This window comes from Arthrobacter sp. TmtSoilC77, from assembly GCF_059739415.1.
This window is the reverse complement of sequence record NZ_AP046050.1, coordinates 3621279-3644062: the sequence shown is the minus strand read 5'-3', so window position 1 is coordinate 3644062 and position 22784 is coordinate 3621279. Positions and strand designations below refer to the sequence as shown.

The window sequence follows — 22784 nt, the reverse complement described above, 5'->3', positions numbered from 1 at the left end:
TGAACATCGCCGGATTGCACTGGATACGGAGAACTCATTGTCAGCTTGGCACGAACTTGGCACGGACAACTACGTCTTGGAAACCGAGGGATCCTTACTCAACACCGGGCTCGTGGTGGGCAGTGAGCTCGCCATGGTCATCGACACCGGCTGTGGCCCACGCCAAGGCCGGGAGATCCTCGCTGCTGTCCGCGAAAAGACCCAGCTTCCGCTGGTGGTAGTCAACACCCACGCCCACTACGACCACTTCTTCGGTAACGCTGTTTTTGCCGACGACGGCGTGACAGAGTTCTGGGCGCACGCCAACTGTGCGGCAACCATCGAGAGGGACGCCGACAACCAGCGTCGCTTCGTCGCCACAAACGAACCCGAGATGGCCGCGGGGGAGGGTGACGCCGTCGACATCGTTGTTCCGAACGCGATCGTTGGCGACCAACCTGTTCTGGTGGACCTTGGCGGAATTACCGCAACACTGTTCTACCTGGGCCGCGCCCACACGGACGGTGACCTCCTGGTGGGGACCAACTCGACACTGTTCGTCGGCGACCTCGTTGAGCAGGGCGCCCATCCTTCCTTTGAGGACTCGTATCCCGAGGAATGGGCGGACGTCCTCCGGCACATCTCAGCTTTGCGTCACCGCTACGAATTCCTGGTCCCGGGCCATGGCAAGCCCGCGAGCGACGAATTCGTCAAGACCATGGCCGACACCATGAGCACTGCAGTGCGGCAGGCAACCCAGTCCATCCGCGATATGCCCAACGATGCCACCAAGGCCATCCCGGTGCTTCCTTATGGACCGGAGCAGTCGCGCTGGTTCATCAAGCGGCTCCAAGAGACCAATGCCCAGCACGGAAGGGCGGCTGGCGGATCCCTTGCAACGCCCGACGTTGGCCCCGGGAAGACTGGCTTCTATCCTTCTTCGTAAATGAAGGTTGCTTATAAATTTGCCCTCTCCCCATGGACTATTGGGTAAGACCAGTCCTAGGATGAAGTCGACCATCGGTTTGCGGCTACCTGGGGGGTGTCGAGATGAAGGCCATTCGCGCTATTCCGCGCGCTACTCAGATTCTCCGCTCCGTCATGATCGCTGGCGCCGGCACCGCAGTTTGGATGGCATTGTCCGCCACGGCCGCCAACGCCGATTCCGGCATCACCGATAACCATTCGCTGGTAGGCGGAGCGACGTCTTCGGTGTCCTCAACTGTTTCGTCAGCCGACATCGTCAGCAAGCAAACCAACAAGACTCTCGATGCTGCAGCGGGTGCGGTCAAGAAGGCGGCCGCGTCCGCTGCTACTTCCGTTGGACCCAAGCCGTCCGCACCAGCCGTCACCATCCCCGTGCCGAACATACCCGCGCCGGCCCCCGCCAAAGCGGTTGTCCCGGCGCACCCGATAACCGTGCACGTTCCTGCTGTAACTCCCGTGGTTAACCGGGTGGCGGACTCCACGGACAAGATCATCGCCACAGTTCCAGTGGTCAACCGGGTAGTACCCAAGGGCGCGGTCGGCAACGTTGTAGATACGGCAGTCAAACCAGCCACCGGAACCATTGACGACGCCGTCGCGGCGGTTGTTCCACCGGTAAACAATGTCCTGGAACCAGTTGGCCTGGACCCCGTGACGGACGTGACCAACCCGGTTGCAGCCCCCATCGTTGAGGTCATCGACACGATCCTCCCCGCTGTCGGCAACGTCTTGCCTCCGATTTCCGGACCCGGAAGCCTGCTTCCCCCGCTCTTGGGCGGCGACGGGGCTATGCTCCCCGCGACGCCGGGCGCTGGAGCTGTGCCGCCTCCCGCCGTCGGGACCTCATCAGCGACTCCGTCGGCCGAAGGTTTGGCCACGGAATCCACTGGCCTGCCCCTCGGGACCCCGCCCACGCTCACTGCCGACGTTTCAGTGGCTTTTGTTCTGGCGCGAGGTTTTGCTCCTGCTTCATCCAGTGCCGTAGCCGGCGCCTCTGTCATGGTCGAACCCGAGGCTCCAGAGGAACTGCCGGCAGACCCTGATGTCGCACCCCTTGGTGTCATCGGCGCGGGCTCGGGTACCTCACAAAACGGGCCGCCAAGCCCTGCCGCAGCCTTCCTGCATGGTGCGCTGATCGTTCCTGCAGACACACTTTCTGGTCAAGCAACGGCCAGCAATGAACACCATCCAAAGCCGGTTTCTTTCGATCCCGGCTCATCTCCTGACTAGTTCCCCAACCCAGCCGCGCCTCTACAAGCGGCCGATGGTTAGCAGGACGATCCGTCATCGGACGTCCTTGGGAACACGACCTTCAGGAGAAGATCACAATGAACTCGACAATTCGCAGGTGCCTGATCGGCACATGCTTTGCCGGAGGCTTGATTGCCCTCGGCGGGACCGCGGCCAACGCGGCAGATACGACCAGCGGAAAGGACGGAACCCTTTCCGGTACACAGGTGGTGGCACCGGTGACGGCGCCAGTCAGCACAGGCTCAACGTCATTGGCCCTCGTGGGAGATTCTTCCTCAACCACAAAGGCGCCGGCTGCCGCTTCGACCACAGGGACGGCACCAGCTGCCAGCACCACCGGTTCCAACGGCGCTGCTTCCGGGACACAAGTAGTCGCGCCTGTAACAGCGCCCATAAACCTGGGCTCGTCTTCAGTGGGTCTGCTGGGGGGCTCCACTGCGACGGGCCCAGCCCAACCTGCCGCGGCAACTGCACCAAGCAGTTCGACGCCGGCGGCTGGCACCAACGGTACTGGCGGCACAGCCTCCGGTACCCAAGTAGTTGCACCGGTGACGGTCCCCGTGACAGTGGGATCGACGTCGACGGGTGTCCTGGGGGACTCATCGGCCACGACAACACCAGCAGCAACAACAGGTTCTGCACCGGCCCAAGCGCCAGCGCAGGCAACAACGTCGGGGGGAGATAGCATCGCATCCGGCGCTCAGGTAGTGGCTCCGATATTGGTCCCTGTTAACATCGGAGCCACTGCCGCGGGTGTGGGTGGAGATTCATCAGCCACGTCCGGCGCACCCTCGAATACAGGCAGCGCACCTGCTGCCGCTACCCCCGCTGCTACGACCAATGGATCGGATGGCATCGCTTCCGGGACCCAGGTGGTTGCTCCGGTTACCGCTCCGGTGACCGTTGGCTCGACCTCGGCCGGTGTGCTGGGTGATTCGTCGGCCACTGGCGCTGGTTCCTCGTCCGGTGCTTCCGGCACGGGTACGACGTCAGGGTCCAGCACGAGCGGTTCCGATGGCGTAGCTTCCGGGACCCAGGTGGTTGCTCCGGTTACCGCTCCGGTAACTGTTGGTTCGACGTCGGCTGGTGTGCTGGGTGATTCGTCGGCCACTGGCGCTGGTTCCTCGTCCGGTACTTCCGGCACGGGAACCGCACCAAGTGGCACCACGACTGGAAGCGACGGGATCCTCTCCGGCACTCAGTTGGTTGCCCCACTCACCGCCCCCGTCACGGTAGGGTCCACATCGCTTGGCATCGGTGGCGCTTCAGTTGGCGCCATCACCCCGCCAGCTGTGAATCCTCCCCTGGTCACCCCTCCGGCAGAGAATCCTCCGGCTGAGAATCCTCCAGTGGTGAATCCTCCGGTGGTCACCCCACCGGTAGGGAATCCGCCGGTGGTGAACCCTCCAGTTGTCAATCCGCCGGAAGTTAACGAGCCTGCTGGTAGTGGTGGACTTGGGTTGGGCGCTGACATTGGCACCAACAACCCGGGTACCGAGATCGGGGGCGCCGCGTATGGCGTCACTGGCATCAACACCTCCGGGATCAACACTGCAGGAACCAGTGGCGCCCAACTGGGTGGCACCCTGGGTGTGCTGACCGCGGGCGTTGCGACCGGCGTCGGGAGTTCCAACTCCCTGGCCACTACGGGATTGGACGGCAGCTTCACTCTCTGGGCAGTCGGCCTTCTCCTCACGGGCTTGGCACTCTCGGCAGGTGGGCATCGTAAGGCAGCCGCTAACCGCAGCTAATCGCCTGGGATAGGCCTCGTCCCGCGAGCAGTTGTTGCGGTTCCGGATTGCCGGAACTGCGACAACTGCCAGGCGGCTTGGCTGGAGTCCTAGGATGAAAGGGATGACAACCACCCAGGAAGACCAAAACTTCACCCTCCGCAGCATCGCGGTACCGGCCTTCGGGCCTGCGTTGTTGTTCTGTATCGGCGAGGGGGCGGTTCTTCCGGTGATCGCGCTCTCGGCGCGTGATCTTGGAGCATCGGTGGCAGTCTCGGCGTTGATCGTGACGCTGATCGGCTTGGGGTCCTGGCTCTTCAATATCCCGGCATCGCTCATCACCATGAGGTTCGGCGAACGCTGGGCAATTGTTGGGGCAGGTGCTGCAGGCGCCCTGGCCCTCGGGGCGGCAGCGTTCGCTCCACAAATGGAGCACGGGATCTGGTTGCTGGCCGCGGCTATGACGTTGGTGGGTATGTCTGGGAGCGTTTTCAACCTTGCCCGTCAGAAGTACCTCACCGAGGCTGTCCCCGTGATGTTCCGCGCGCGGGCGCTGTCCACCTTGGGCGGCGTCACGAGGATCGGAATCTTCATAGGTCCGTTCATTGGTGCGGGGGTGATGCAGTTCGCCGGAATCAGCGGGGCGTACTGGGTTGGCTTTGTGGGGATGATGGCAGCCGCTGCTTTGTCGCTCACCATTCCGGACTTGGTGGCTCCCGCTACGTCCGACGGCGGTCCGATTCCTCGCGCCTCCACCCTCCGGAACGTAGCGGCTTCGCATGCCGGTGTGTTCCTGTCCGTGGGCTTCGGAATTCTGCTCCTCAGCGCGCTGCGTGCTTCGCGCCAAGTGGTCATCCCGCTGTGGGCCGACCATTTGGGCATGGATGCCACGCAAGCATCGCTGATCTACGGCCTCTCCGGCGCGATCGACATGTTGGTGTTCTATCCGGCCGGGAAGCTGATGGATCGCAAGGGACGGCAATGGGTGGCGGTTCCTTCCACCGTGATCATGGGTGTGGCGTTGATCCTCATTCCGTTCACTGGCGGGTTCGTTCCACTGTTGCTGGTTGCCCTGCTGATTGGCTTTGGCAACGGCATCAGTTCCGGGCTCATCATGACACTGGGTGCCGACTTCTCGCCCGACAACGGAAGGAGCCACTTCCTTGGCATCTGGCGGTTCATTGCCGATTCGGGTGCAACGGGTGGGCCGGTGCTCTTGTCCGCCCTGACGGCCGCCATTTCCCTCGCTGCTGGCGTCTGGGCCACGGGAGTCCTGGGCTTCGCAGCGGCAGCCGTGTTCGCCGTCGCAATCCCCAGGCTGAAGCATCGGCGGAACTACTAGGCTCCAATTCCTGGCTGGCCGGCGGAAGGCGAACGTAGGTCAGGAAGCCGCGCGTTCGTGAGCCGCGCGCTCAGGGGCAACTGGGGTCTTCCACTTTCTGTCCGGGCGACGCCCCGTCACGAGTGCCACTGCAACCACCAGCAGCACCAATCCCCATGTTGCGTTGGCGGTATCCAATGCTGTCCGCATCACGACGAACGGCGGAACGATTGCCAGCGCCGTCGCAACTGCGATGCGCCACATTGCCGGCCTCGCAGCACCGGGCGCCAGCGCAGTGCTCGCGAGTTCCAGGCGGACCAAGGGCGTGGACACCAGCAGAACGAGCACCCAGGCTGCCGCGTAAAACAGTGGCCGGCTCAGCCACCACTCCGTACTGGCAGGCTCGGGGAACGGAAGCCGAAGCACCAAGGCGATCCCGAACATGGCGATGATCAGCGGCAGGTGCCAAAGGTAGATGGTCATCGCCCGGCTACCCACTACGAACATCACTTTCTGAACCCACGCCAACTGAACGGCCCGCTGCAGCAAGGGATAGGCAGCCTTGACGAGCAGGATGTGCGCCAGACCTACAAGGATCAGCGGGAACATCGGCGGGTTCTGGCTGGTGAGCATGTCAACGGGGTAGGGCCCACCATGGGTGAGCGGCACCAAGGCGGCATAGCAGCCGATTGCTCCCGCGACGAGCTTCCAGTGGGCAAACCGATCAAAGAAGCCGTCCGCGTAGAAGAACCCGAGCTGCTGCAGCAAGCCCCAGACGAACACCATGTTCACGAGGCCAACGGGATTCGAATCGAAACCCCACGGGTTGCGTTCCAGCCCGAGTCGCAGAACATCAACGACGACGGCGCCCACGGCCAGCGCTGCGACGGTCTTGTAGGGAGCTGCTTCATGAAATTTCGCCATCGTGGGCACCATTGCCTGACAAATCAGGTAAGAGGCAAGGAACCACAACTGCACTCCCGCGCCCGCAGCGATAACTGTCAGCAGGCCGCTGGGGACACCTGCCGCCGTCGCGGTCCACAATGCGATAGTGAGGAACGCATACAACGCAACTGTGGGGCGGACCAGTCGCAGGACGCGGTTGCGCAGGTAGTCGCCCGCATCCCCGCCCTTACGCCGGAGGCTGCGCCACGAGGTCAGCGAAGCGAATCCACCCACGATGAAGAACAGTGGCATGACCTGGCCGAACCACGTGCCTTGGGCGAACCAGCCCAGTGATGTCAGGGGATTGCCGACGCCGATGCCGGAGCCATCAACGCTGATGCCCATCATGAGCAAATGGACGGCCACCACGGCAAACATGCAGGACACCCGGATCAGATCGACCACGAGGTCGCGGGAAGCCGGAACCCCAGCGAGGGAAGGGGGAGTGCCGCGGCGCTGGCCGGACCTGAAGGTGGAAGACATGGGGCTCCTGGGAAGCTTGGGCTTTATTCCATCGATTAGATTAATCGTAGGTCAAGCGTCCCGTGAAGGCCATGGGTACTTCTACCAGATGGTTCTCGCTGGCCCGGGGTCCACCCGGACTACACCGGACAGGTCAGGAATTTTCCGTTGCCCGAGAGCTTCAAACGACGCAGCTCGCCCGTGGCCGTGGTCCCGGTGTTTTGCAAAGCCGTCACTTGAACGTCAACTTCAGGGTTGTGGCCATCGAGGACACCGGCGAGGAAGATGGGACTGCTGGGCGTCAAATCCAAAGTTGCTGACGGAGGCAGCACCGGGATGGAAACGTAGGCGCTGCTGGTGCTCATCTTGCCGCCGACGGTCATCGCCGTGGGGGAGCTCAACCCTGCGACGCTTATCCGGACAGTGCTCGTGGAGATCTGTGTGCAGGTCAACGTTAATCCGACAGGCGTGGTGGGCGTTGGCGTCGGAGTAGGCGTGGGGGTTGGCGTTGAAGCTGCGGCTCGAACAGTCATGGTTGCGTTGGAGCTCTGCTCCCACAACCCGAATGCGGACGTTCCGCCGATGCCCACCAATACAGTCAGGCAGAAAAGGCCAACGGCCCAGGCTTTGGCCGAGGGGCCAGTTCCCTGCTTCACGCAGACTGCCTTTCCTTTCGCGAGCTCCGTACTTCCCGGAACATGGTGAACCCACCGTAGCCGATCAAACCCACGGCACCCACGGCCAGCCACAGTGAGCGGTCGCTGTTGCCCAACGCGTTCGCGACGAATCCCACGAACGGCACGGCGTACAGCAACTTACCGCGCACCTGGATCTCGCGAACGGGCTGGGGATCCGCGACGTCGTTGTTGTCGCCCTTGGTGGTGAGTGTCTTCTCGCCTGTCTGGAGGAACCCGAAACCAACGATCCTGTGCGTAATCACACCCGGCTTGCCGGATTCGATCTGGTACGTAATCACGTCGCCAAGCTTCAGTTCGTCAAAGTCCGCTGCCTGCGAAACCATGAACGTTCCCGGTGCGTACTTCGGCGCCATGGAGTTGGTCAGTACCGAATACGTTTGGGAGCCGGTCACCTTGGGCAGCATGATCAGCACCCCGACCGCCAGGAGTGCAAGCGAAAGAAGCACGACGCCGAGTCCCCGGCCAATGCGGGCAAGTAGCCGGGCGCTGGAAGAACTTTCCGGGGAATGCTGTCCGGCTTCCTGCAATTCCCCATTATTTTGGGGTTCGACAGCGACGGACGCGTCGGCGCCAGCTTCATCAAATGCGGCGTCAATCGTTCTTTCCAGCACTAGCTCATCAAGGCTATTGCGATCTTTCAGGCTACTAGGCGCAACCATTGGGAACCCCACATTTCTGACGAGCGTGCAGCGGAAGAGTGATTGAGACGGAGTTCCCGTCAACGCTGGAAGGTGCGGCAGCGTCCAGGGTTACCTTGAAGCAGAGTGTGGCGGTGGCACCTTTGGCGATTGCCGGCGTCGTAAATCCTGCCCCGGTCAAAGGCTGATAGCCGCTGGCCGATGAGCACGCGGTGCTTGACGCCGCACTGGTGGCACTCACACTGAGATATCCGGCCAAGGTGCCGCCGGATACGTTGCTGACTGTAGGTGCCGTAGCGGTGACGGTTATGTCAAAGACCCCTCCGGCGTCGCTGGCGTTTCCGATTCCTATGGATGAATAGACGGAGCTGCCGCGGGCCAGGTCCCCCAGAGGCGCTTGTGCCGTGGTGAGTGCCAAGGTGGTTGCTTGGTCATTGACGGTCATGGGCATCGAGGAACCGGAAGGGGTTCCTGTCAGGTTGACCGTAAAACTGGATGCTTTGATCGTGCCCGGCTGGGCGATGGCAGTAGCAGACCAGAGTGCGTACGTACCCTGAACGGCCATGAGCCCCAGGAGCACGGCGGCGACCATAAGGCCAGCCGTCTTGATGCTCCTGGGGATTCCCATTGACACTCCTGTTGAATTGTTGGGGGGTAAGGACTACTGCAGGCCGGACTGCTGGACCTGTGTCAGGGTGAACGATACGTTGCCCAGGTTCCTGCTGGCGTTGACGTCCGTGCGGGTTGAGGTGCTGGACTTGAACTCGAAGGTGATGCTGGCGGTGACGTGCTGCGAGGTGGTGAGCGGGTTGGCGATGACGTCCCCATCAGCATCGGTCAGCTTGGGCGAGGTGACCGTGACGTTGGCGGGATCGAACCCTGCGCCCGCACCGGTGTTCGTGGCGACGAGGTTGGCTGCCATCTTGTCGCCGGTGAGGGTGACGTCCAGATCCTGCGTGTAGGTCAGGAGATCGCCGGGGACCACCAGGTATGTGGCGAGGTTGACAGGGTTTCCTGCGCGGTCGGTCCAAACGCCCGTTGCCGCGTGGACATTCAAGTCGCCGGCCACAATGGTGCCTGCTGCTGCGGAATCCGAAGCATTCCACCAAGCCAGTGTCCCTCCGCCACCCAGGAGCAGTGTTCCACCAAGTGCAAGTGCCGCCGCGCCTTTAAGCATTGTTATGTTTTTCACCGTGAGACCTTCTTTCGCGTTGTTATGGCTTCTGCCTAGCGATTACTTTCGTCGTCCCAGATCAAGGCTCCATACGGCGATGGCTCAAGGTTGGATCAAGTTTTTCCGGGTTTGAAACCGAAGATGTTGCACCCCGGAAATATTCCGTAAAGGAGTTTGTAATCTCATAAAAATATGCTTGAAGCAGTGAGGGAATCTGCCAGTGTGGGAAATGTACTCAAACATCGAAGGGGCGGCGCGATTACTATGCACATCAAAGAGTTCTGGGATCAACTTTCACCGGAAACGCAGCAATGGCTCATCGATAATCCGGGAAGCATCATCATCCCGCGCACTCAAACGGCCATCCTCAACAATGAGACGGGTGAGGATAGCCCTGTCGACGGGCATGGGGGCACCCTGCTGACGGAAGAGGACCGGGACTTCATCCGCGCCCAGGCCCGGCGCATCGAGCCAAAGTAAGCTGCCGCCGTCGAGCCTTTGTTACTGGCGCCTTAGCGCTTCCTGGCGGCCAGGCCGAACAGCCACGTCCCGCCCAGGGCGGAAAGGTAACCAGCGACCACAATGAATGCAGTGCCGGCCCAGAAGTAGTCCACAGTGCTGTCTGCGCTGAGTCCCGGCATGACCTGGAGCAGTGAGTAGCCGGCCACGATAGCTGCCAGAAGCAAGGCAATGGTGGTCAGCCATACCCATAGCCGCGATGCAGCCCAGTGCTCGCCGTACCCCTTCCAAACATTCCAGTCACTACCGCCGCGAAGGATCAGCCAGCCAGCGGGGAGCATGACGGCGCCCACTACAAGGAAGGCTGCAACGACGTCGGAGGGCCGATGCCATTGGTTGATGAGGGTCGAAACCCCGGTGGCCACGGCGAAGGTGCTGCCGAGGAATCCTGCGAGAGGTCGCCAGCGGGGCGAGACCATGAGGAAAACCGCCGCAGCAGCAGAGGCTGCCAATGTTGTGTGGCCTGAGGGGAGTGAGTTCAGTTCGAGTGTCTGGACGCCGCGGTCCGGTCTGTCGGGGATGAAGAACTTGAGTACCTGGGTAGCCAGGTTGGCGGCAATGCAGGCTGCCACGGCAATTCCAGCCGCAGTCCAACGGCGACGCGCAACCGTCACGAAGAGCACCACGATGATAGCGATCGCCAGTGACAGGATGGGCAGCATATCCAGGAATTTCGTGGACGCCCTGCCTGCGGATCCGCTCAGTTCAGTGGCTTCAACCAAAGCAGACTCATCAATGAACTGACCCATCGTGGTCCGTACGAAGAAGTAGTACGTCACCACCAGCCCCAGGATGCTGGCGAGGGTAGCCAAGCCGAAAAGCAGCCCTGTACCGACGCCGGGCTTGCGAGCTTGTGCTGACCGGTCAGGGGACATCGCTATGGGGCGGGACTGCTGGGAACTCATTGAATCAAGACTGCCACAGTTCGCTGGAAGGCTCATGTGAGGATGCCTCTGGCGTGGCGCACATATCAATAAGGCGCCTTATGGTCAAGGGCGAATCGGCCTATTCTTAATCTATGGAACCTACTACAGGCCTGATGCTGGCGTTGCTGGCTGTGATTGTCTGGCTGGGGATAACCATTGTGCCGCTGATGCTGCTGGCTCCGTCGCATTCCCGTGAGGAAGATGGCGCCTCCACGAATAGGAAGGGGCGCCGTGAGGGCCGTAGGAGGGTCTTCTCGGGTGCACGACCCGTCTTCTCACACTCGTCCGCGAGTACCCGATCTCTGCGGCATCCTCGCATCCAGCACTGAAGCGTCGTCCGGCACTGAGTCGTCGACCCGCCGTAGGCCGGGACGCGAAACGTTGTCCGGCCGCAGGTCGGGGGCATTGAAGTGGCGCCGCTTTTGTCGGTTGCGAAGCCACCGCTCAACGCTGCCCATGGCGCGCGTCGCCACAGCCCAGTAGGCCACGCCCGCCAGCAATGATGCCGCGAGGGCCAGCCCTTTGTGGGTCTGTTCAAAGAGCGGATACACCAGCCAGTGCGTGACATAGATGTACAGCGATGAGCTGGCCAGTAGAGCCGTGATGCGGTGAAGGCCGCGCGGCACGGGCAGGGTCGGAATCCAGAGGAGGATGAGGAAACCTACCAGGATGGTGGCGCTGCGGTATTCGTTGCTGAAGGACCCTGGAATCGTCAGAAGGGCGAAGGCGGTCATGGCGGCGCGTTGCCACCACTCCCGCGATACAGCAGCAGCCCATCCGAAGGCGAACAGCCACAGGACAGGGCCTTGGCCAGGGTAGGGCAGTTCGATGATGTCGAAGCGCTGCAGGAGGTCGATGCCGGCCAACGCCAGTGGAAATGCCCATGGCCATCTGCGTGCCGCACGGTCTACCGCGGGTATGGCCAGCAGGAGAGCCAACCCGATCAGGATGTGAACCAGCACTTCAACGAACCAGAAGCGGGACATGTCCGTCCACCCTTGGGGGCCAACGATTGAGTTCAACAAGAACACGTTGTGCCAGCCGTAGTCGTCAGTGACGGCGAACGCGACGCCGATAACCAGCACGCTGGGGACGACGATCCGCGTGACGGCACGCAATTGCCTCCGGAGCCGGTCGCGCCGGGATCCCGTCAGTTGGAAGCGGGCAAAGTTGTAGCCGGCAACCGCCATCAGCGCGTGCGCGGTGCCTTCCCAGGAGAAGAACTTGATGTGCGTTGCCACGATGAAAATGATGGCCACCGCGCGCAGCACGATCCCCGTCTCCATGCGTGCTGACAACTTCCCCCGCCAGCTGTGGAGAAATTTCCTGCCAGTGGTGCGCGGATCTTCATGGGCTGGGTGGACTGGATGGCCTGGGGCTTCGGGGGCCGGGACAAGCTCACAAATGGGCATCAGGTGCCACCCTTGCGGGATGCGGCCAAGTGCACGCTCAAGCCGTACCGACGCCGCCACATAGGAGAGCGAATCTCCGCCAAGGGAAACGAAGCTGTCGTTCTCGGTGATGTCTGGCTGTTCCAGGACCTCTGCGAAAATCTTGAGCACAGACTCTGTCCCCGGGGTGGATTCCGTTCCGGGATGGCGCTCCGTCTCTGCGGACAGGCGCTCCGCCTGTCCAGGCACGGGCTCCCGTTGCGCAGACACGGGTTCCGGTTGCGCAGACAGCGCAAGGATGGCCGGATAGTCAGGCTTCCCATTGCCGAGCCGTGGAATGTCGGGCACCGGGTGCAGTTGGACGGCGGCGCGGGGGACACCCAGATCCTGCGCAAGGCTCTTGGCGACCAAGGCAAGATCATGGTGTCCCTCCACGGCTACAACCACGACGTCGTCCGAACCAGCGGCAGCGGCGGTCAGGCCAAGATCTGCGAGGAGTCGCTCGACGCGTCCCAGGTCAACGCGGAGCCCAACAATTTTCACGAAGCGGCTGCGCCTGCCGACGATCTCATAGAGTTCATCAGGGCCGAGCCGGGCGAGGTCGCCCGTGTGGAGTTCGGTAATTTCCCGGCCGAGGGCAAGGTCTTCGGGTTTCTCTGCGTATCCAAGCATGACGTTTGGTCCGGTGTAGACGAGTTCCCAGTCATCCAGCCCCGGCACTGGTTCGAGCCGGAATTCTCCTCCGGGAATCGCGACGCCGATGGCATGCGGATGCTCCGCTGCCAGGTCCGGTGGCAAGTAAGCCATGCGCGCGGTGGCTTCCGTCTGCCCGTACATGACGAAAAGGTCCCAGCCGCGCTCCCGGCCCAACTCCGCATAGGATCGGACGCGCTCTGGGGCGAGGCGACCTCCGGCTTGCGTGATGTAGCGCAGGCTCGGAAGGTCCATGTGCTCGAAACCAACACGGTCAAGCAGCTCGAAAGTGTAGGGGACGGCAGCGAACGAAGTGACGCCCTCGGAACGGACCAAGTCCCAAAAACATGGGTCCACGACGGAGAGGTCCGTCAACGCCAGGGATGCACCCACCAGCAGATGGCTGTTCACCACGCTCATCCCATAGCAGTAGGAGAGGGGGAGTGTTGTGGCGGCGGTATCGCTGGGGCGAAGGTGCAGGTACTGCGCGATGGCTGCCGCGTTCGCCTGGATGGAAGCCCCGGAAAGTCGGACGAGCTTCGGTGATCCTGTGGAGCCTGAAGTGCTCACCAAAAGTGCCAGATCCGGGTGCAAGTGGTGTGCTGTCTCATGGCGGCGCACGTTCAGGACAGGCTCACCGTTGGAGGACCGCGCAATGACGTCCGGATCGTAGGCCGCAATGAGTGTGTCGGCTGCTTTTCCACCGCCGGCGGGCAGGATCAGCAGCGGATGGCCCGATGCAAGGGCTGCGAGATACACCGTCAGGGACGGCAAGGTGTTGCCGGCTTCAAGGGCGATCAGGCGCCGGGCAGGGCCGAGCTGGCGCGCCATGTCCTCTACGCGCGCGGCAAGGTCGCGGTAGCTGAGGGTGCTGTCGCCCGTGATGATGGCGGTGCGCTCGCCGAAAGATGCGAGGTTGGTGGCGAACGAGATTCGAGCCACGTCCGGTTGGGTAGTCACGGGCCAATGTAACAAGGTAAACCTAACCTAACTCAACTGGATAATGCGTTGGCGAAGAATCATGACGCGATTGGCGACTCCCCGGGCACACTGCCGCCGTGAGGCTGCCGCAACATTGCTGTGACGCTTGACACGTGTTAGGTGGCGGGTTTAGGCTTCCTAACACGTGTTAGGGAAGGAAATCTACATGCCGGGAACCAATGGGGCTTTGCGACAATTCACACGCAGAACCGCCCTCACAGCCCTCGGTGCTGGGATAGTCGGAGCAACAGCGGCGTCGTGGCCGCGACTGACAGGAACGGACGTTCCAGGCCGGGGAGACAATAGCCTCAGCATCGCCATCATGGGCACCGCCGCAGACGCCGCAGCCCGCCAGAAGGTCATCGACGCCTTCGCCAAGGTCCACCCAGAGATCAAGGTCAAGGTCCAAGCCATCCAGGCCGTGGACTGGAAGGACTTCTTCACCAAGATCCTCACCATGGTGGCAGCAGGCACGCCACCGGACGTCGTGTACGTGGCAACGGAAGGCGCCCAGCTCTTCGCCGAGAAGCTCGCCCATCCGCTGGACGAGTACCTGCGCCGCGACGCCGAGCACATGAAAGAGTACTTCGAGGACGTCCACCCCAGCCTGGTGGAAGCCTTCATGTACAAAGGCAGCCTGTTCCAGCTCCCCATCGACTGGAATGCCGCCAACATGTACTACAACACTGCGTCGCTCCGCCAAGCCGGTTTGGATCGCCCCGCCGACGACTGGACGCACATGGACTTCCGCAGCACCCTCGCTGCGATGAAGAAGGCCAAGCCCCAGGACTTCACGCCGTATTACTGGACCAACCGACTCTTCGGTGGAGTGGTGCCATGGCTCTACGCAAATGACACCAGCTTCCTCAAGGAAACCAAATCCACCGGCGGCGAATGGCTCTGGGATGGTTTCTACGCCAACGACCCCTCCCGCGGACTCCGCTCCGGCGGTTACCAGTGGCTCGAACCCAACGCGGACGACCCCCGCGTCTTTGAATCCTTCGATTACCTCCGCGGCCTGGTCAAGGACGGACTGGGTGTCCGGCCCGAGGAAGGCGGCGGCAGCGCACTGATCGGTCTCTTCGCCTCCAACAGGATAGGTACGACGCCGGCGGGCGGCTATTGGGTACAAGGCCTCCACGAAGCGGGGATGACAGAGGACGGATTCGACGTCCAGTTCTTCCCCAAATGGCGGACCCAACGGCACCAGTTCGGCACAGCCGGCTACGCGATCATGAAGACCGCCAAGGACAAGGACGCCGCCTGGGAATGGGTGAAGTTCAGCTCCAGTCTTGAGGCCATGAGGATCGTGTTCCCTACACCGAACACCACTCCCGCCCGCCGATCCATGGTCAACGAACAGCTCTATGCCGGCACCGGCCCGCGGAACTGGAAGGTCTTCTACGAGACCCTGGACAAGTTCCCCACCACAGGTCCCATTCCGGCACCACCCCAGCAGGCCGCCGTCGAAACGGCCCTCATGAAAAACGTATCCCTGGCTGTCAGCGGGGACGAGCGCCAACTCAAGCAGGCCCTCGAATCAATGCAGCGCGATCTTGAACTGGCCCTGAGGAGGCAGCCATGAGCACCGCCACCAGCACTCCCACCGGGACCGGGAAGCAGCCGGGCGGACGTCAGGCCTCCCACAAACACAGCCAAGCGTCCAAGCGTGGCCGCGTCCAACAACGCTGGCTGCCATGGGCCTTCCTTGCCCCGACGATCGTGGGCATGGGCATCTTCACCCTCCTGCCGATCGTTGCTTCGGTGGCGCTCGCCTTCTTCCGCTGGGACATCATCTCCGCGCCGACGTTCGTGGGCTTCGACAACTTCGCCGAGGTAGTCCAGGACCCGACCGTCCGGGTGTCGTTCCTCAACACCATCGTGTTCGTCATCGTGGCCGTGGCCCTCCAGCTGGGACTCGCCCTGGGCCTGGCGATCATGGTGCAGGAGAAACTCCCTGCTTGGCTGAGGGTGTTCTTCCGCTCCGCCTTCTTCTTCCCACTGATCCTGTCCGCGGCTTCGGTGTCCATCTTCATGCGCTACCTCTTCAACGAACAGTTTGGCGTCGTGAACTGGCTGCTCTCGCTCGTAGGCGTCCCAGCGGTACCGTGGCTGACGACGCCAGGTGGTTCAGCCGCCGTCGTAATTCTTGTGTACGTGTGGCAGAACTTCGGGTTCTCGTTCCTGCTGTTTGTTGGTGGGCTGGCTTCGATTCCGGTGGAGACGTATGAGGCCGCCTCGATCGACGGCGCCACCGGCTGGCGCAAGCACTTCTACGTGACGCTGCCCCTGCTGAGCCCCACTACCTTGGTTGCCTCGGTGATGGCCATCATCAATGCACTGCAAGTATTCGATCAGCCCTACGTGCTCACACGCGGCGGGCCCGGCGACTCAACGCGCACCGCCGTCATGGTGATCTTCGAGTCTGCGTTCCAACGCCTCGAATTCGGCCAGGCCTCGGCGATCGGCGTGATCCTGACGCTCATCATCATGGCCATCACAGCCGCACAGTTCCGGCTCAGCAAACGATTCGTCTTCTACCAGTAAGGCCCGCCATGACCCTCATTTCAGAACGTGTTGAAACCACGGCGCCTGTGGTTACGCGCAAGAAGCGCGACTGGTCAGTCGTGGGGCGCGTCGCCGCCTTGCTGATCGCGGCCGTCTTTGTCCTGGGCCCCGTTCTCTGGACGCTATCCACCTCGCTGCGGCCGCCGTCGGAATCCTTCAAATTGCCGCCGGCATTCCTGCCCCTGAACCCTGATATCGCGTCCTACCAGCAGGTGTTCAAGCAGCTCAATATTGTGCAACTGGTCCTGAACAGTGCCCTGGTGACCGGACTGATCGCCGTCGGACAGATGGTGACCGCAGCCCTTGCTGGATACGCCTTCGCCCACCTTCGTTTTAGGGGACGGGGCGCGTTGTTCTCGATAGTGCTGGCCACCATGATGGTGCCCGCGCAGGTGACGATCGTGCCCGTGTTCATGCTGATCCGCGGCGTCGGGCTCTCGGATACGCTGCTCGCCTTGATCATTCCGGCCATCCCGACGGCGTTCGGCACCTTCCTCATGCGCCAGTACTTCCTGGGATTGCCGGGTGAGCTCGCTGAAGCGGCTGCGATCGACGGCGCCTCGCCATGGCGAACCTTCCGGTCCGTGTACGCACCACTGGCCATGCCGGGCCTGGCGATCGTGGGCATCCTGGCGTTCAACTTCCACTGGAACGAGTTCTTCAGGCCACTCATCATGACCATCTCCGAGCAGAACTTCACGCTGCCCCTGGGCCTGGTCTCACTCCAAGGCAACCTCGGCACCGGAAGCATCTCCGTGGTGCTGGCCGGCGTCGTTCTCTCCATGATTCCCGCGCTGGTGGTGTTCATGTTCGGCCAGCGCGCACTGCAGGACGGACTCACCGCTGGAACGGGCAAGTAACCTCTCTGATTGAAAGGGTTCCAGTGACGGACCTTGCACTTTTTGATTCCCTGTTGTCTGCTTCGACGCACCCGGATCCGGCCTTCCCGCGATTCCACCCGCGGCCGGCCCAAGGCTGGATCAACGATCCCAACGGCATCAGCTACATCAACGGCCGGTACCACGTCTTCTTCCAGTACAACCCGGAATCGGCCCGACACTCCCAGATCCAGTGGGGACACGTGAGTTCTTTGGATCTAGTCCATTGGGAGGAGCACCCGGTCGCGCTGTCGCCGCAGCCGGACGGTCCCGATTCCGCGGGATGCTGGACGGGCGTGGTGACCTCAGATGGTGGTGTGCCGACCGCTTGTTATTCGGGTGTCCAGGACCACGGCGGCCATTCGCAGGTAGTCATTGCGCGCGGTTCTTCCGACATGGTGACCTGGGAGCAGACCGGCCACGTCGCCGCGTCCATGCCCTCAGATCCTCTGGTCACGGCCGTCCGGGATCCGTTTATCTTCCACTTCAACGGTGCTCGCTACGCCATCCAGGGAGCGGGCCTGTCTGATGGGCGCGCCGCTTTGCTGCTGTACACAGTGGAGTCCCTTGACGACTGGAAGTACCAAGGGATTTGGCTGACCTCTGCCGATCCCGTTGCTGCGGTCCATACGCCGGCCGAGATTTGGGAATGCCCGCAACTGGTGCAAGTGCCGGACTCTTCGGGCGGCTCAGCCTGGGTGATGATGTTCTCGCTCTGGCTGTCCGGCGACGACCACGAGCACGCCAACGGGGTTGGGCACCTGGTCGGCTCCCTTTCCGTGGACCCCCTCTCCGGGCTGCCGGTGTACGTGCCTTCTTCCGGTGGAAAGTCCGATCTCGGGCGCGACTTTTATGCACCGCAGATCGTCCAGCTCTCTTACGGTTCTTCGCCTGCCGCTTTGTTGTGGGGGTGGGCCAACGAGGGTCCCGGACGCGACGGTCGCCGTGGCCGCACCCAGGAAGAAATCGACGACGCCGGATGGTCGGGTGTGCTGACACATCCTCGCCTCCTGTCCGTGGTTGATGGGGCACTGGCTGTTTCCCCGGCGCCGGAGGTGTTGGCATATAGGGGTGCTGCCGTAGCTACGGATGCTGTGGGCTCCGTAGTGGTTCCCGCGTTTGCAGAGGTGCTCGTGACGGGTACGGGTGTGTCCTCTGGTGCCGTGACTTCCGGGGACGTGACTTCCCGTGGTGTGGAGCTGGTGCTCGTTTCCGGTTCAGAGGGCGACTCCGCAGACAGGCAAGTGGTCTACTCGGGTGCATTGGCTCCAGGGGAGGAGCTACGGATCTTCATCGATGCTTCCCTGGTGGAGGTCTACCGCTCCGGCTCGGTTGCCACGACGCTCCGCGCCTACCCGGCTCCTGGGGAGGAATGGCAGCTCACCTTGCCCACAGGCGCAACTGCCGACGTATGGGAGTTGACGCTCCCGGAGTAGGCGGCAGGCCGTCGTCGTGCGTTGTGGGGCCTGATGGGCGTGGTTTGTTGGTGCTTTCGGGCTAGGACGTCGGAAGCCCGCTGTTCCGTTGCTGCCCAGCAACGGAATAGCGGCCCCGCAACGGCGTTGCCCAGCAGTTCACGCCCCGAGCTCAGCGCGTTGGCGCGGGGCCGGTTGATTCCCGGATAACAAGACGGCACGGGACCATCGTTTCCACGCTCGTCTCGGCTGCGTCGTCTGTGCCAGCGGATACGCCTTCGATGGTATCCAGAAGCGTCGTCATGGCTGCGCGCCCGATCTCACGCAGCGGCAGGGCCATGGTGGTGAGGGCGGGGACCATGGTGTCGGCGATGCGTGCTTCGTCGTCGTAACCCATCACCGAGAGATCCGTGGGGATATTGAGGCCCAAACGGGCTGCGGCCAAGGCAACGCCGATTGCCAGGCGGTCATTCGCGCACATGATGGCCGTGGGCCGCTCGGCCGGGGACACGCCGTCGAGCAGTTTCATGGCGCCGTGGAAGCCGGCGTCGATGTCCCAACCCGCCATGGTGATCCGGTCCGCGCGGACCGACAGGCCAGCAGCGGCATATGCGTCCCGATAGCCCTCAACCCGCAGCGGAGCGGCCGGAGAGTCCTCAGCGCCGGCGAGCAAGGCGATGTCCCGATGGCCGAACTGCAGCAGGTGTTCGGTAGCTTCCCTGCCGCCGGTGATTTCGTCCGGGATCACGTGGTGAAGTTGAGGCTTGGAGCTGCTGGCGTAGCAATTGGCCAGGACTGACGGGACCCGCAGCATGCCGTGGGGGACGTCCAGCGGCTTCAAGCCCACGGTCACGTACATGAGCCCGTCCACCTGGCGGTCCAGGAGGGTTTCTATAGCGCTCGCATCCCGGGCGGCGTCGCGCTCGGTGTCCATGACCACGGTGACGAAACCGCGGCTACGGGCGACGTCGTCCGCGCCGCCGATGATGTTGCCGTCGAAGGGGCTGACCACAACTTCGTCGGACACGATGCCGATCACCCGGGAGCGCTGGTTCCGCAGGCTGAGCGCGATCGCGTTGGGGGAGTAGTTGAGTTCCTGGGCGGCCAAGCGGATCCGGTCCTGGCTCTCCTTGGCCACGTTGCCGTCGCCGCGGCCATTGAGCACCAGCGAGACCGCGCTCCTGGATACCCCCGCCCTTTTGGCGACGTCCAGTGCAGTGGCCTTGCGGTTCATCGGGAGGTCCTTCCATCCTTCATTTGTCAGCAGTCTACCTAACGCGTGTGAGGACGGCGCCCAGGACATTAGGCGTTTATCGAATAACCGATCTGGCTATACAGCGACTGCATCATCGTCGACATCCAGATGCCTGCCACGATGAATGACAGTACGACCGTCGCAATCATTGCCCAGATGGGGGCCATGCCTCGGCCGGGCGCCACTTTACGGACGATGATCGTTCGGCCAATGATGTACACAGCGGGGCTCAGGAAGCACCATGCCCAGTGGAAGGGACGGACGACGCCGGAACTGGCCAGCCGCCGATAGTCCAAGAAGGCCATCAGGACAGATACGCCATAGGTAAGCAGCCCTGACGCTTGGAGGAGGAAGTAGCCGGGCGTGTAGATCGACATGGGATCCAGCGTGGTCATGCCCTGCCGAGTAGTCATGTATCGGAATTCCGGCTGCCAGGTGAGCATCAGCAGGAGCGGCACCAGCGGCAGCAGCACCACGGCCCAAATGAACGGGTTGTACACAGGCGTCTGGTTGCTGATCAGAACGCGCTGGAGCGGCATGAACTGCGCGGTGGCAGGGGCAAGATGAGGTGTCCACTGGACCCCGTCCCACCAGCGCATCTGCTGCGGAAAGGAAGGATCCGGGTACCAACCGGCGGGCGTCGTGGAACCGTTGGGTGCGTGCGTCATATTTCCCCTGAAATGAGTCGTGAATCAGAGGATAGCGCGGTTCGCTTCCTCCGTTCGGATGGAACCCTCCCTTTAGCTTTCGTGGCGGTGTAAGGATGGAGCATGACGTTCTTCGACGATCTTCCAGAGCCACCCCAACGTCCGCGCCAACCCCAGCCACTCCGCCCCGGCTGGTCCGGGCCGCCGTCGGACGAGCTGCCTGGCGTGGTGCACATCGACGAGTTCGTTTACAACAGCCGACAGATGGTGATGGCCCTGAAGCTGGTTGAGGTGTATTCCACGGGATGTACTTTGGACCTCGTGTGGTCGGTTCGCCGCGGCGACGAGTCGGACCGGGAGTGGCGTGAGGTCATGGACCAGTCCTTCAACCGTCCCCGTTCAAGCCTTGATACCGGCACGGGACTGCAGCTCGGGGTCGCTTTCCCCGATGGGCGCAAGGCGGTTGCAGCCGGTCCCGGGCCGTCGATGCACGAAGGGGCTGACGACGTCACAGGTCCCGTGCTGACTACGCTGGGCGGCGGCGGGGGGAGCGGCAATTATGAAATGGTTCAGTCAACGGCCCACTACTGGCTGTGGCCCCTGCCCCTCGAAGGAGACACGCGGGTAGTTGCTCGGTGGGATGCGATCGGAATGCCCGAAAGTTCCCTTACCTTGTCCGGTGAGCAGTTGGGTCAGGGACTCGGGAAGGTCCGCAGGTACTGGTCCGACTAACGTGGTCCGGCTATCTGATCAGGGGTCCAGCCGCTTACGCAGGAGGCAGAACTCATTGCCCTCAGGGTCCGCCAGGACATGCCATTGCTCGTTTCCGCTCTGCCCGACGTCAGCAGGGCGGGCTCCGAGGGCGAGCAAACGTTCCAGTTCGGCGTCCTGGTCCCTGTCGACGGGATTGACGTCAATGTGCAGGGGAAGTCTTCCAGTCCGCGGGTCGCTGCTGGGACTCAGGATGATGGTGGGCTGCAGGCCGCCGAACCCGACGTCCGGAGGGCCGATCTCGATCGCGCCATCTTCCCGGTCGAGCTCGACGTAACCGAGGACGTCGCTCCAAAACCGCGCCAGCACTTCGGGATCGGCACAGTGGAGGACCAGTTCGCTGATACGGCATGACATGGAACCCAGTGTACGGATTCTTGGAATGACACGAGTTATCCACATAGGCTGATTGGCCAGCCTTTGGCGCCAGGAGCCGCCGGTACAGTGGCAATATGCCTGATCGCCTTCCCGATTTGCCGCCGCTCGAAGAACTCCTCGACAACGCCCACGTTGTTTCACTGCCCATGCGCGTGAAGTTCCGCGGAATTACGGAGCGGGAAACACTCCTCTTGAAAGGGCCGCTCGGATGGGGCGAATTCTGCCCCTTCCCGGAATACGACGACGACGAATCCTCGCGCTGGCTCTCTGCCGCCCTGGAAGCGGGCTGGACTGGGTTCCCTCCAACACTTCGGGACAGCATCCCCGTGAACGCCACCGTTCCCGCAGTTCCCGCCGAACGCGTGCCGGAAGTACTCGCGCGGTTTGGCCGGGTGGATGCCGTCAAGATCAAGGTTGCGGAGCGTGGTCAGTCTCTTGCCGACGACGTCGCAAGGGTCACCGCCGTGCGCGACGCCCTTCCCGACGCCGCCATCCGCGTCGACGCGAACGGGGGCTGGGATGTTGACCAGGCTGTAGAATCGTTGGGCAAACTGTCAGTTGCCGGACTTGAATATGCGGAACAGCCTGTACCGGACATTGGGGGCCTGGCTGAGGTGCGCCGTCGGCTAGCCGCTGCGGGAACGCCCGTCCTGGTAGCCGCCGACGAAAGCGTCCGCAAAGAAGCTGACCCCCTTCGTGTGGCGAGGGCGGGGGCTGCGGACCTCATCGTCGTCAAGGTTGCGCCGCTTGGGGGAGTGGCACGTGCCCTGGACATTGTCGCCCAAGCCGGCCTTCCCGCCGTCGTCAGCTCCGCCCTCGATACCTCCATTGGGATCCGCGCCGGTCTGGCGCTCGCCGCCGCGCTGCCTTCGCTGCCATACGCCTGCGGGCTCGGCACCGTTTCGCTCTTTGCGTCGGACATCACCCTGGATCCCTTGGTACCCGACGACGGCGCCATCCACCTTCGCGAGGCCGTCGCCGATCCCGGGCTGCTGGAGCAATACGCGGCTCCGGGGGAACGTCGCGACTGGTGGTTGGAGAGGCTGCGGCGCGTACATTCGACGCTCGCTTCCTCCCAAGAAGACCTGTTCACCGAAACTTAACCAGAGAGTCCTCTCGGATTCGGATTGCGCTGAAAGGCTCAGCGGGAACCTCGTACATTCTCTGGAAGGTCCCC

General features: G+C 62.7%; 22 protein-coding genes. 11 read left to right on the top strand and 11 right to left on the bottom strand.

Features of this window, described 5'->3' with window-relative positions; translation table 11 throughout:
- Window positions 1-37 precede the first annotated feature (37 nt).
- Together AC6I99_RS16785 and AC6I99_RS16780 are read left to right on the top strand one after the other, a co-directional pair.
- Window positions 38-925: an MBL fold metallo-hydrolase gene (locus tag AC6I99_RS16785; protein ID WP_223946688.1), complete on the top strand. Its 888-nt coding sequence runs from the start codon at window positions 38-40 to the stop codon at window positions 923-925.
- 104 nt (window positions 926-1029) lie between these two features.
- Entirely contained in the window at window positions 1030-2196 is a 1167-nt protein-coding gene (locus AC6I99_RS16780; RefSeq protein ID WP_497961324.1) for a hypothetical protein, read from the top strand.
- An 82-nt stretch (window positions 2197-2278) separates the two neighbouring features.
- On the opposite strand, the gene AC6I99_RS16775 is transcribed toward AC6I99_RS16780, so the two are convergent.
- On the bottom strand, window positions 2279-2905 hold the full coding sequence (locus AC6I99_RS16775) for a hypothetical protein (protein WP_497961323.1): 627 nt from the start codon (window positions 2903-2905) through the stop codon (window positions 2279-2281).
- A 31-nt stretch (window positions 2906-2936) separates the two neighbouring features.
- On the opposite strand from AC6I99_RS16775, the gene AC6I99_RS16770 reads away from it, so the two are divergent.
- Complete coding sequence (locus tag AC6I99_RS16770) at window positions 2937-3968, top strand: DUF320 domain-containing protein (protein WP_497961322.1); 1032 nt, start codon at window positions 2937-2939, stop codon at window positions 3966-3968.
- Between the two features lie 103 nt (window positions 3969-4071).
- Complete coding sequence (locus tag AC6I99_RS16765) at window positions 4072-5289, top strand: MFS transporter (RefSeq protein WP_497961321.1); 1218 nt, start codon at window positions 4072-4074, stop codon at window positions 5287-5289.
- A gap of 39 nt (window positions 5290-5328) precedes the next feature.
- Here the strand turns inward: AC6I99_RS16765 and AC6I99_RS16760 are convergent, their stop codons facing one another.
- The 5 genes from AC6I99_RS16760 to AC6I99_RS16740 all read right to left on the bottom strand — a co-directional run bounded on the left by AC6I99_RS16760 (window position 5329) and on the right by AC6I99_RS16740 (window position 9203).
- A complete protein-coding gene (locus AC6I99_RS16760; protein ID WP_497961320.1) occupies window positions 5329-6696 on the bottom strand; it encodes an acyltransferase family protein in 1368 nt (455 codons plus the stop codon).
- A 119-nt stretch (window positions 6697-6815) separates the two neighbouring features.
- Window positions 6816-7331: a hypothetical protein gene (locus AC6I99_RS16755; RefSeq protein WP_497961319.1), complete on the bottom strand. Its 516-nt coding sequence runs from the start codon at window positions 7329-7331 to the stop codon at window positions 6816-6818.
- A complete protein-coding gene (locus tag AC6I99_RS16750) occupies window positions 7328-7984 on the bottom strand; it encodes a signal peptidase I (protein WP_497961318.1) in 657 nt (218 codons plus the stop codon). The genes AC6I99_RS16755 and AC6I99_RS16750 overlap by 4 nt, the downstream gene beginning before the upstream one ends.
- A 34-nt stretch (window positions 7985-8018) precedes the next feature.
- Window positions 8019-8639, bottom strand: coding sequence for a hypothetical protein (locus AC6I99_RS16745; protein WP_497961317.1), 621 nt, complete (start codon window positions 8637-8639; stop codon window positions 8019-8021).
- A gap of 33 nt (window positions 8640-8672) precedes the next feature.
- On the bottom strand, window positions 8673-9203 hold the full coding sequence (locus tag AC6I99_RS16740; protein WP_497961316.1) for an alternate-type signal peptide domain-containing protein: 531 nt from the start codon (window positions 9201-9203) through the stop codon (window positions 8673-8675).
- Between the two features lie 174 nt (window positions 9204-9377).
- Here AC6I99_RS16740 and AC6I99_RS16735 point away from each other — a divergent pair, with 174 nt between their 5' ends.
- On the top strand, window positions 9378-9665 hold the full coding sequence (locus AC6I99_RS16735) for a hypothetical protein (RefSeq protein WP_497961315.1): 288 nt from the start codon (window positions 9378-9380) through the stop codon (window positions 9663-9665).
- Window positions 9666-9697: 32 nt separating this feature from the next.
- Here AC6I99_RS16735 and AC6I99_RS16730 read toward each other — a convergent pair whose 3' ends face one another.
- Entirely contained in the window at window positions 9698-10609 is a 912-nt protein-coding gene (locus AC6I99_RS16730) for a phosphatase PAP2 family protein (protein WP_497944613.1), read from the bottom strand.
- 296 nt (window positions 10610-10905) lie between these two features.
- On the bottom strand, window positions 10906-13674 hold the full coding sequence (locus AC6I99_RS16725; RefSeq protein WP_497961314.1) for an AMP-binding protein: 2769 nt from the start codon (window positions 13672-13674) through the stop codon (window positions 10906-10908).
- A gap of 187 nt (window positions 13675-13861) precedes the next feature.
- Between AC6I99_RS16725 and AC6I99_RS16720 the strand changes: the two genes are divergently transcribed.
- From AC6I99_RS16720 to AC6I99_RS16705, 4 genes are read left to right on the top strand one after another with little or no spacing between them, the layout of a single operon-like run.
- On the top strand, window positions 13862-15280 hold the full coding sequence (locus AC6I99_RS16720; protein WP_497961313.1) for an extracellular solute-binding protein: 1419 nt from the start codon (window positions 13862-13864) through the stop codon (window positions 15278-15280).
- On the top strand, window positions 15277-16242 hold the full coding sequence (locus AC6I99_RS16715) for a carbohydrate ABC transporter permease (RefSeq protein ID WP_224165103.1): 966 nt from the start codon (window positions 15277-15279) through the stop codon (window positions 16240-16242). Before AC6I99_RS16720 ends, AC6I99_RS16715 begins: the two co-directional genes overlap by 4 nt.
- An 8-nt stretch (window positions 16243-16250) precedes the next feature.
- Entirely contained in the window at window positions 16251-17123 is an 873-nt protein-coding gene (locus AC6I99_RS16710) for a carbohydrate ABC transporter permease (protein WP_224165102.1), read from the top strand.
- A gap of 23 nt (window positions 17124-17146) precedes the next feature.
- Window positions 17147-18577: a glycoside hydrolase family 32 protein gene (locus AC6I99_RS16705; RefSeq protein WP_497961312.1), complete on the top strand. Its 1431-nt coding sequence runs from the start codon at window positions 17147-17149 to the stop codon at window positions 18575-18577.
- A gap of 151 nt (window positions 18578-18728) precedes the next feature.
- Here AC6I99_RS16705 and AC6I99_RS16700 read toward each other — a convergent pair whose 3' ends face one another.
- Together AC6I99_RS16700 and AC6I99_RS16695 are read right to left on the bottom strand one after the other, a co-directional pair.
- Complete coding sequence (locus AC6I99_RS16700) at window positions 18729-19790, bottom strand: LacI family DNA-binding transcriptional regulator (RefSeq protein ID WP_309925550.1); 1062 nt, start codon at window positions 19788-19790, stop codon at window positions 18729-18731.
- A gap of 68 nt (window positions 19791-19858) precedes the next feature.
- Complete coding sequence (locus AC6I99_RS16695) at window positions 19859-20479, bottom strand: DUF2510 domain-containing protein (protein WP_497961311.1); 621 nt, start codon at window positions 20477-20479, stop codon at window positions 19859-19861.
- A 102-nt stretch (window positions 20480-20581) separates the two neighbouring features.
- Here AC6I99_RS16695 and AC6I99_RS16690 point away from each other — a divergent pair, with 102 nt between their 5' ends.
- Entirely contained in the window at window positions 20582-21190 is a 609-nt protein-coding gene (locus tag AC6I99_RS16690) for a hypothetical protein (RefSeq protein WP_497961310.1), read from the top strand.
- A gap of 18 nt (window positions 21191-21208) precedes the next feature.
- Here the strand turns inward: AC6I99_RS16690 and AC6I99_RS16685 are convergent, their stop codons facing one another.
- A complete protein-coding gene (locus AC6I99_RS16685; protein WP_497961309.1) occupies window positions 21209-21586 on the bottom strand; it encodes a VOC family protein in 378 nt (125 codons plus the stop codon).
- A gap of 95 nt (window positions 21587-21681) precedes the next feature.
- Between AC6I99_RS16685 and AC6I99_RS16680 the strand changes: the two genes are divergently transcribed.
- Window positions 21682-22710 carry an o-succinylbenzoate synthase gene (locus tag AC6I99_RS16680; RefSeq protein WP_497961308.1) on the top strand — a complete coding sequence of 343 codons (1029 nt, stop codon included), beginning with the start codon at window positions 21682-21684 and terminating at the stop codon, window positions 22708-22710.
- The last annotated feature ends 74 nt before the right edge of the window (window positions 22711-22784 follow it).

What these genes read in the sequence shown, in the direction of transcription:
- AC6I99_RS16760 (WP_497961320.1), bottom strand. Translation starts at nt 6,696, where the DNA reads ATGTCTTCCACCTTCAGGTCCGGCCAGCGCCGCGGCACTCCCCCTTCC.
- AC6I99_RS16680 (WP_497961308.1), top strand. Translation starts at nt 21,682, where the DNA reads ATGCCTGATCGCCTTCCCGATTTGCCGCCGCTCGAAGAACTCCTCGAC.
- AC6I99_RS16775 (WP_497961323.1), bottom strand. Translation starts at nt 2,905, where the DNA reads ATGCTATCTCCCCCCGACGTTGTTGCCTGCGCTGGCGCTTGGGCCGGT.
- AC6I99_RS16695 (WP_497961311.1), bottom strand. Translation starts at nt 20,479, where the DNA reads ATGACGCACGCACCCAACGGTTCCACGACGCCCGCCGGTTGGTACCCG.
- AC6I99_RS16690 (WP_497961310.1), top strand. Translation starts at nt 20,582, where the DNA reads ATGACGTTCTTCGACGATCTTCCAGAGCCACCCCAACGTCCGCGCCAA.
- AC6I99_RS16730 (WP_497944613.1), bottom strand. Translation starts at nt 10,609, where the DNA reads ATGAGTTCCCAGCAGTCCCGCCCCATAGCGATGTCCCCTGACCGGTCA.
- AC6I99_RS16715 (WP_224165103.1), top strand. Translation starts at nt 15,277, where the DNA reads ATGAGCACCGCCACCAGCACTCCCACCGGGACCGGGAAGCAGCCGGGC.
- AC6I99_RS16700 (WP_309925550.1), bottom strand. Translation starts at nt 19,790, where the DNA reads ATGAACCGCAAGGCCACTGCACTGGACGTCGCCAAAAGGGCGGGGGTA.
- AC6I99_RS16735 (WP_497961315.1), top strand. Translation starts at nt 9,378, where the DNA reads ATGCTTGAAGCAGTGAGGGAATCTGCCAGTGTGGGAAATGTACTCAAA.
- AC6I99_RS16745 (WP_497961317.1), bottom strand. Translation starts at nt 8,639, where the DNA reads ATGGGAATCCCCAGGAGCATCAAGACGGCTGGCCTTATGGTCGCCGCC.
- AC6I99_RS16710 (WP_224165102.1), top strand. Translation starts at nt 16,251, where the DNA reads ATGACCCTCATTTCAGAACGTGTTGAAACCACGGCGCCTGTGGTTACG.
- AC6I99_RS16720 (WP_497961313.1), top strand. Translation starts at nt 13,862, where the DNA reads ATGCCGGGAACCAATGGGGCTTTGCGACAATTCACACGCAGAACCGCC.
- AC6I99_RS16780 (WP_497961324.1), top strand. Translation starts at nt 1,030, where the DNA reads ATGAAGGCCATTCGCGCTATTCCGCGCGCTACTCAGATTCTCCGCTCC.
- AC6I99_RS16765 (WP_497961321.1), top strand. Translation starts at nt 4,072, where the DNA reads ATGACAACCACCCAGGAAGACCAAAACTTCACCCTCCGCAGCATCGCG.
- AC6I99_RS16685 (WP_497961309.1), bottom strand. Translation starts at nt 21,586, where the DNA reads ATGTCATGCCGTATCAGCGAACTGGTCCTCCACTGTGCCGATCCCGAA.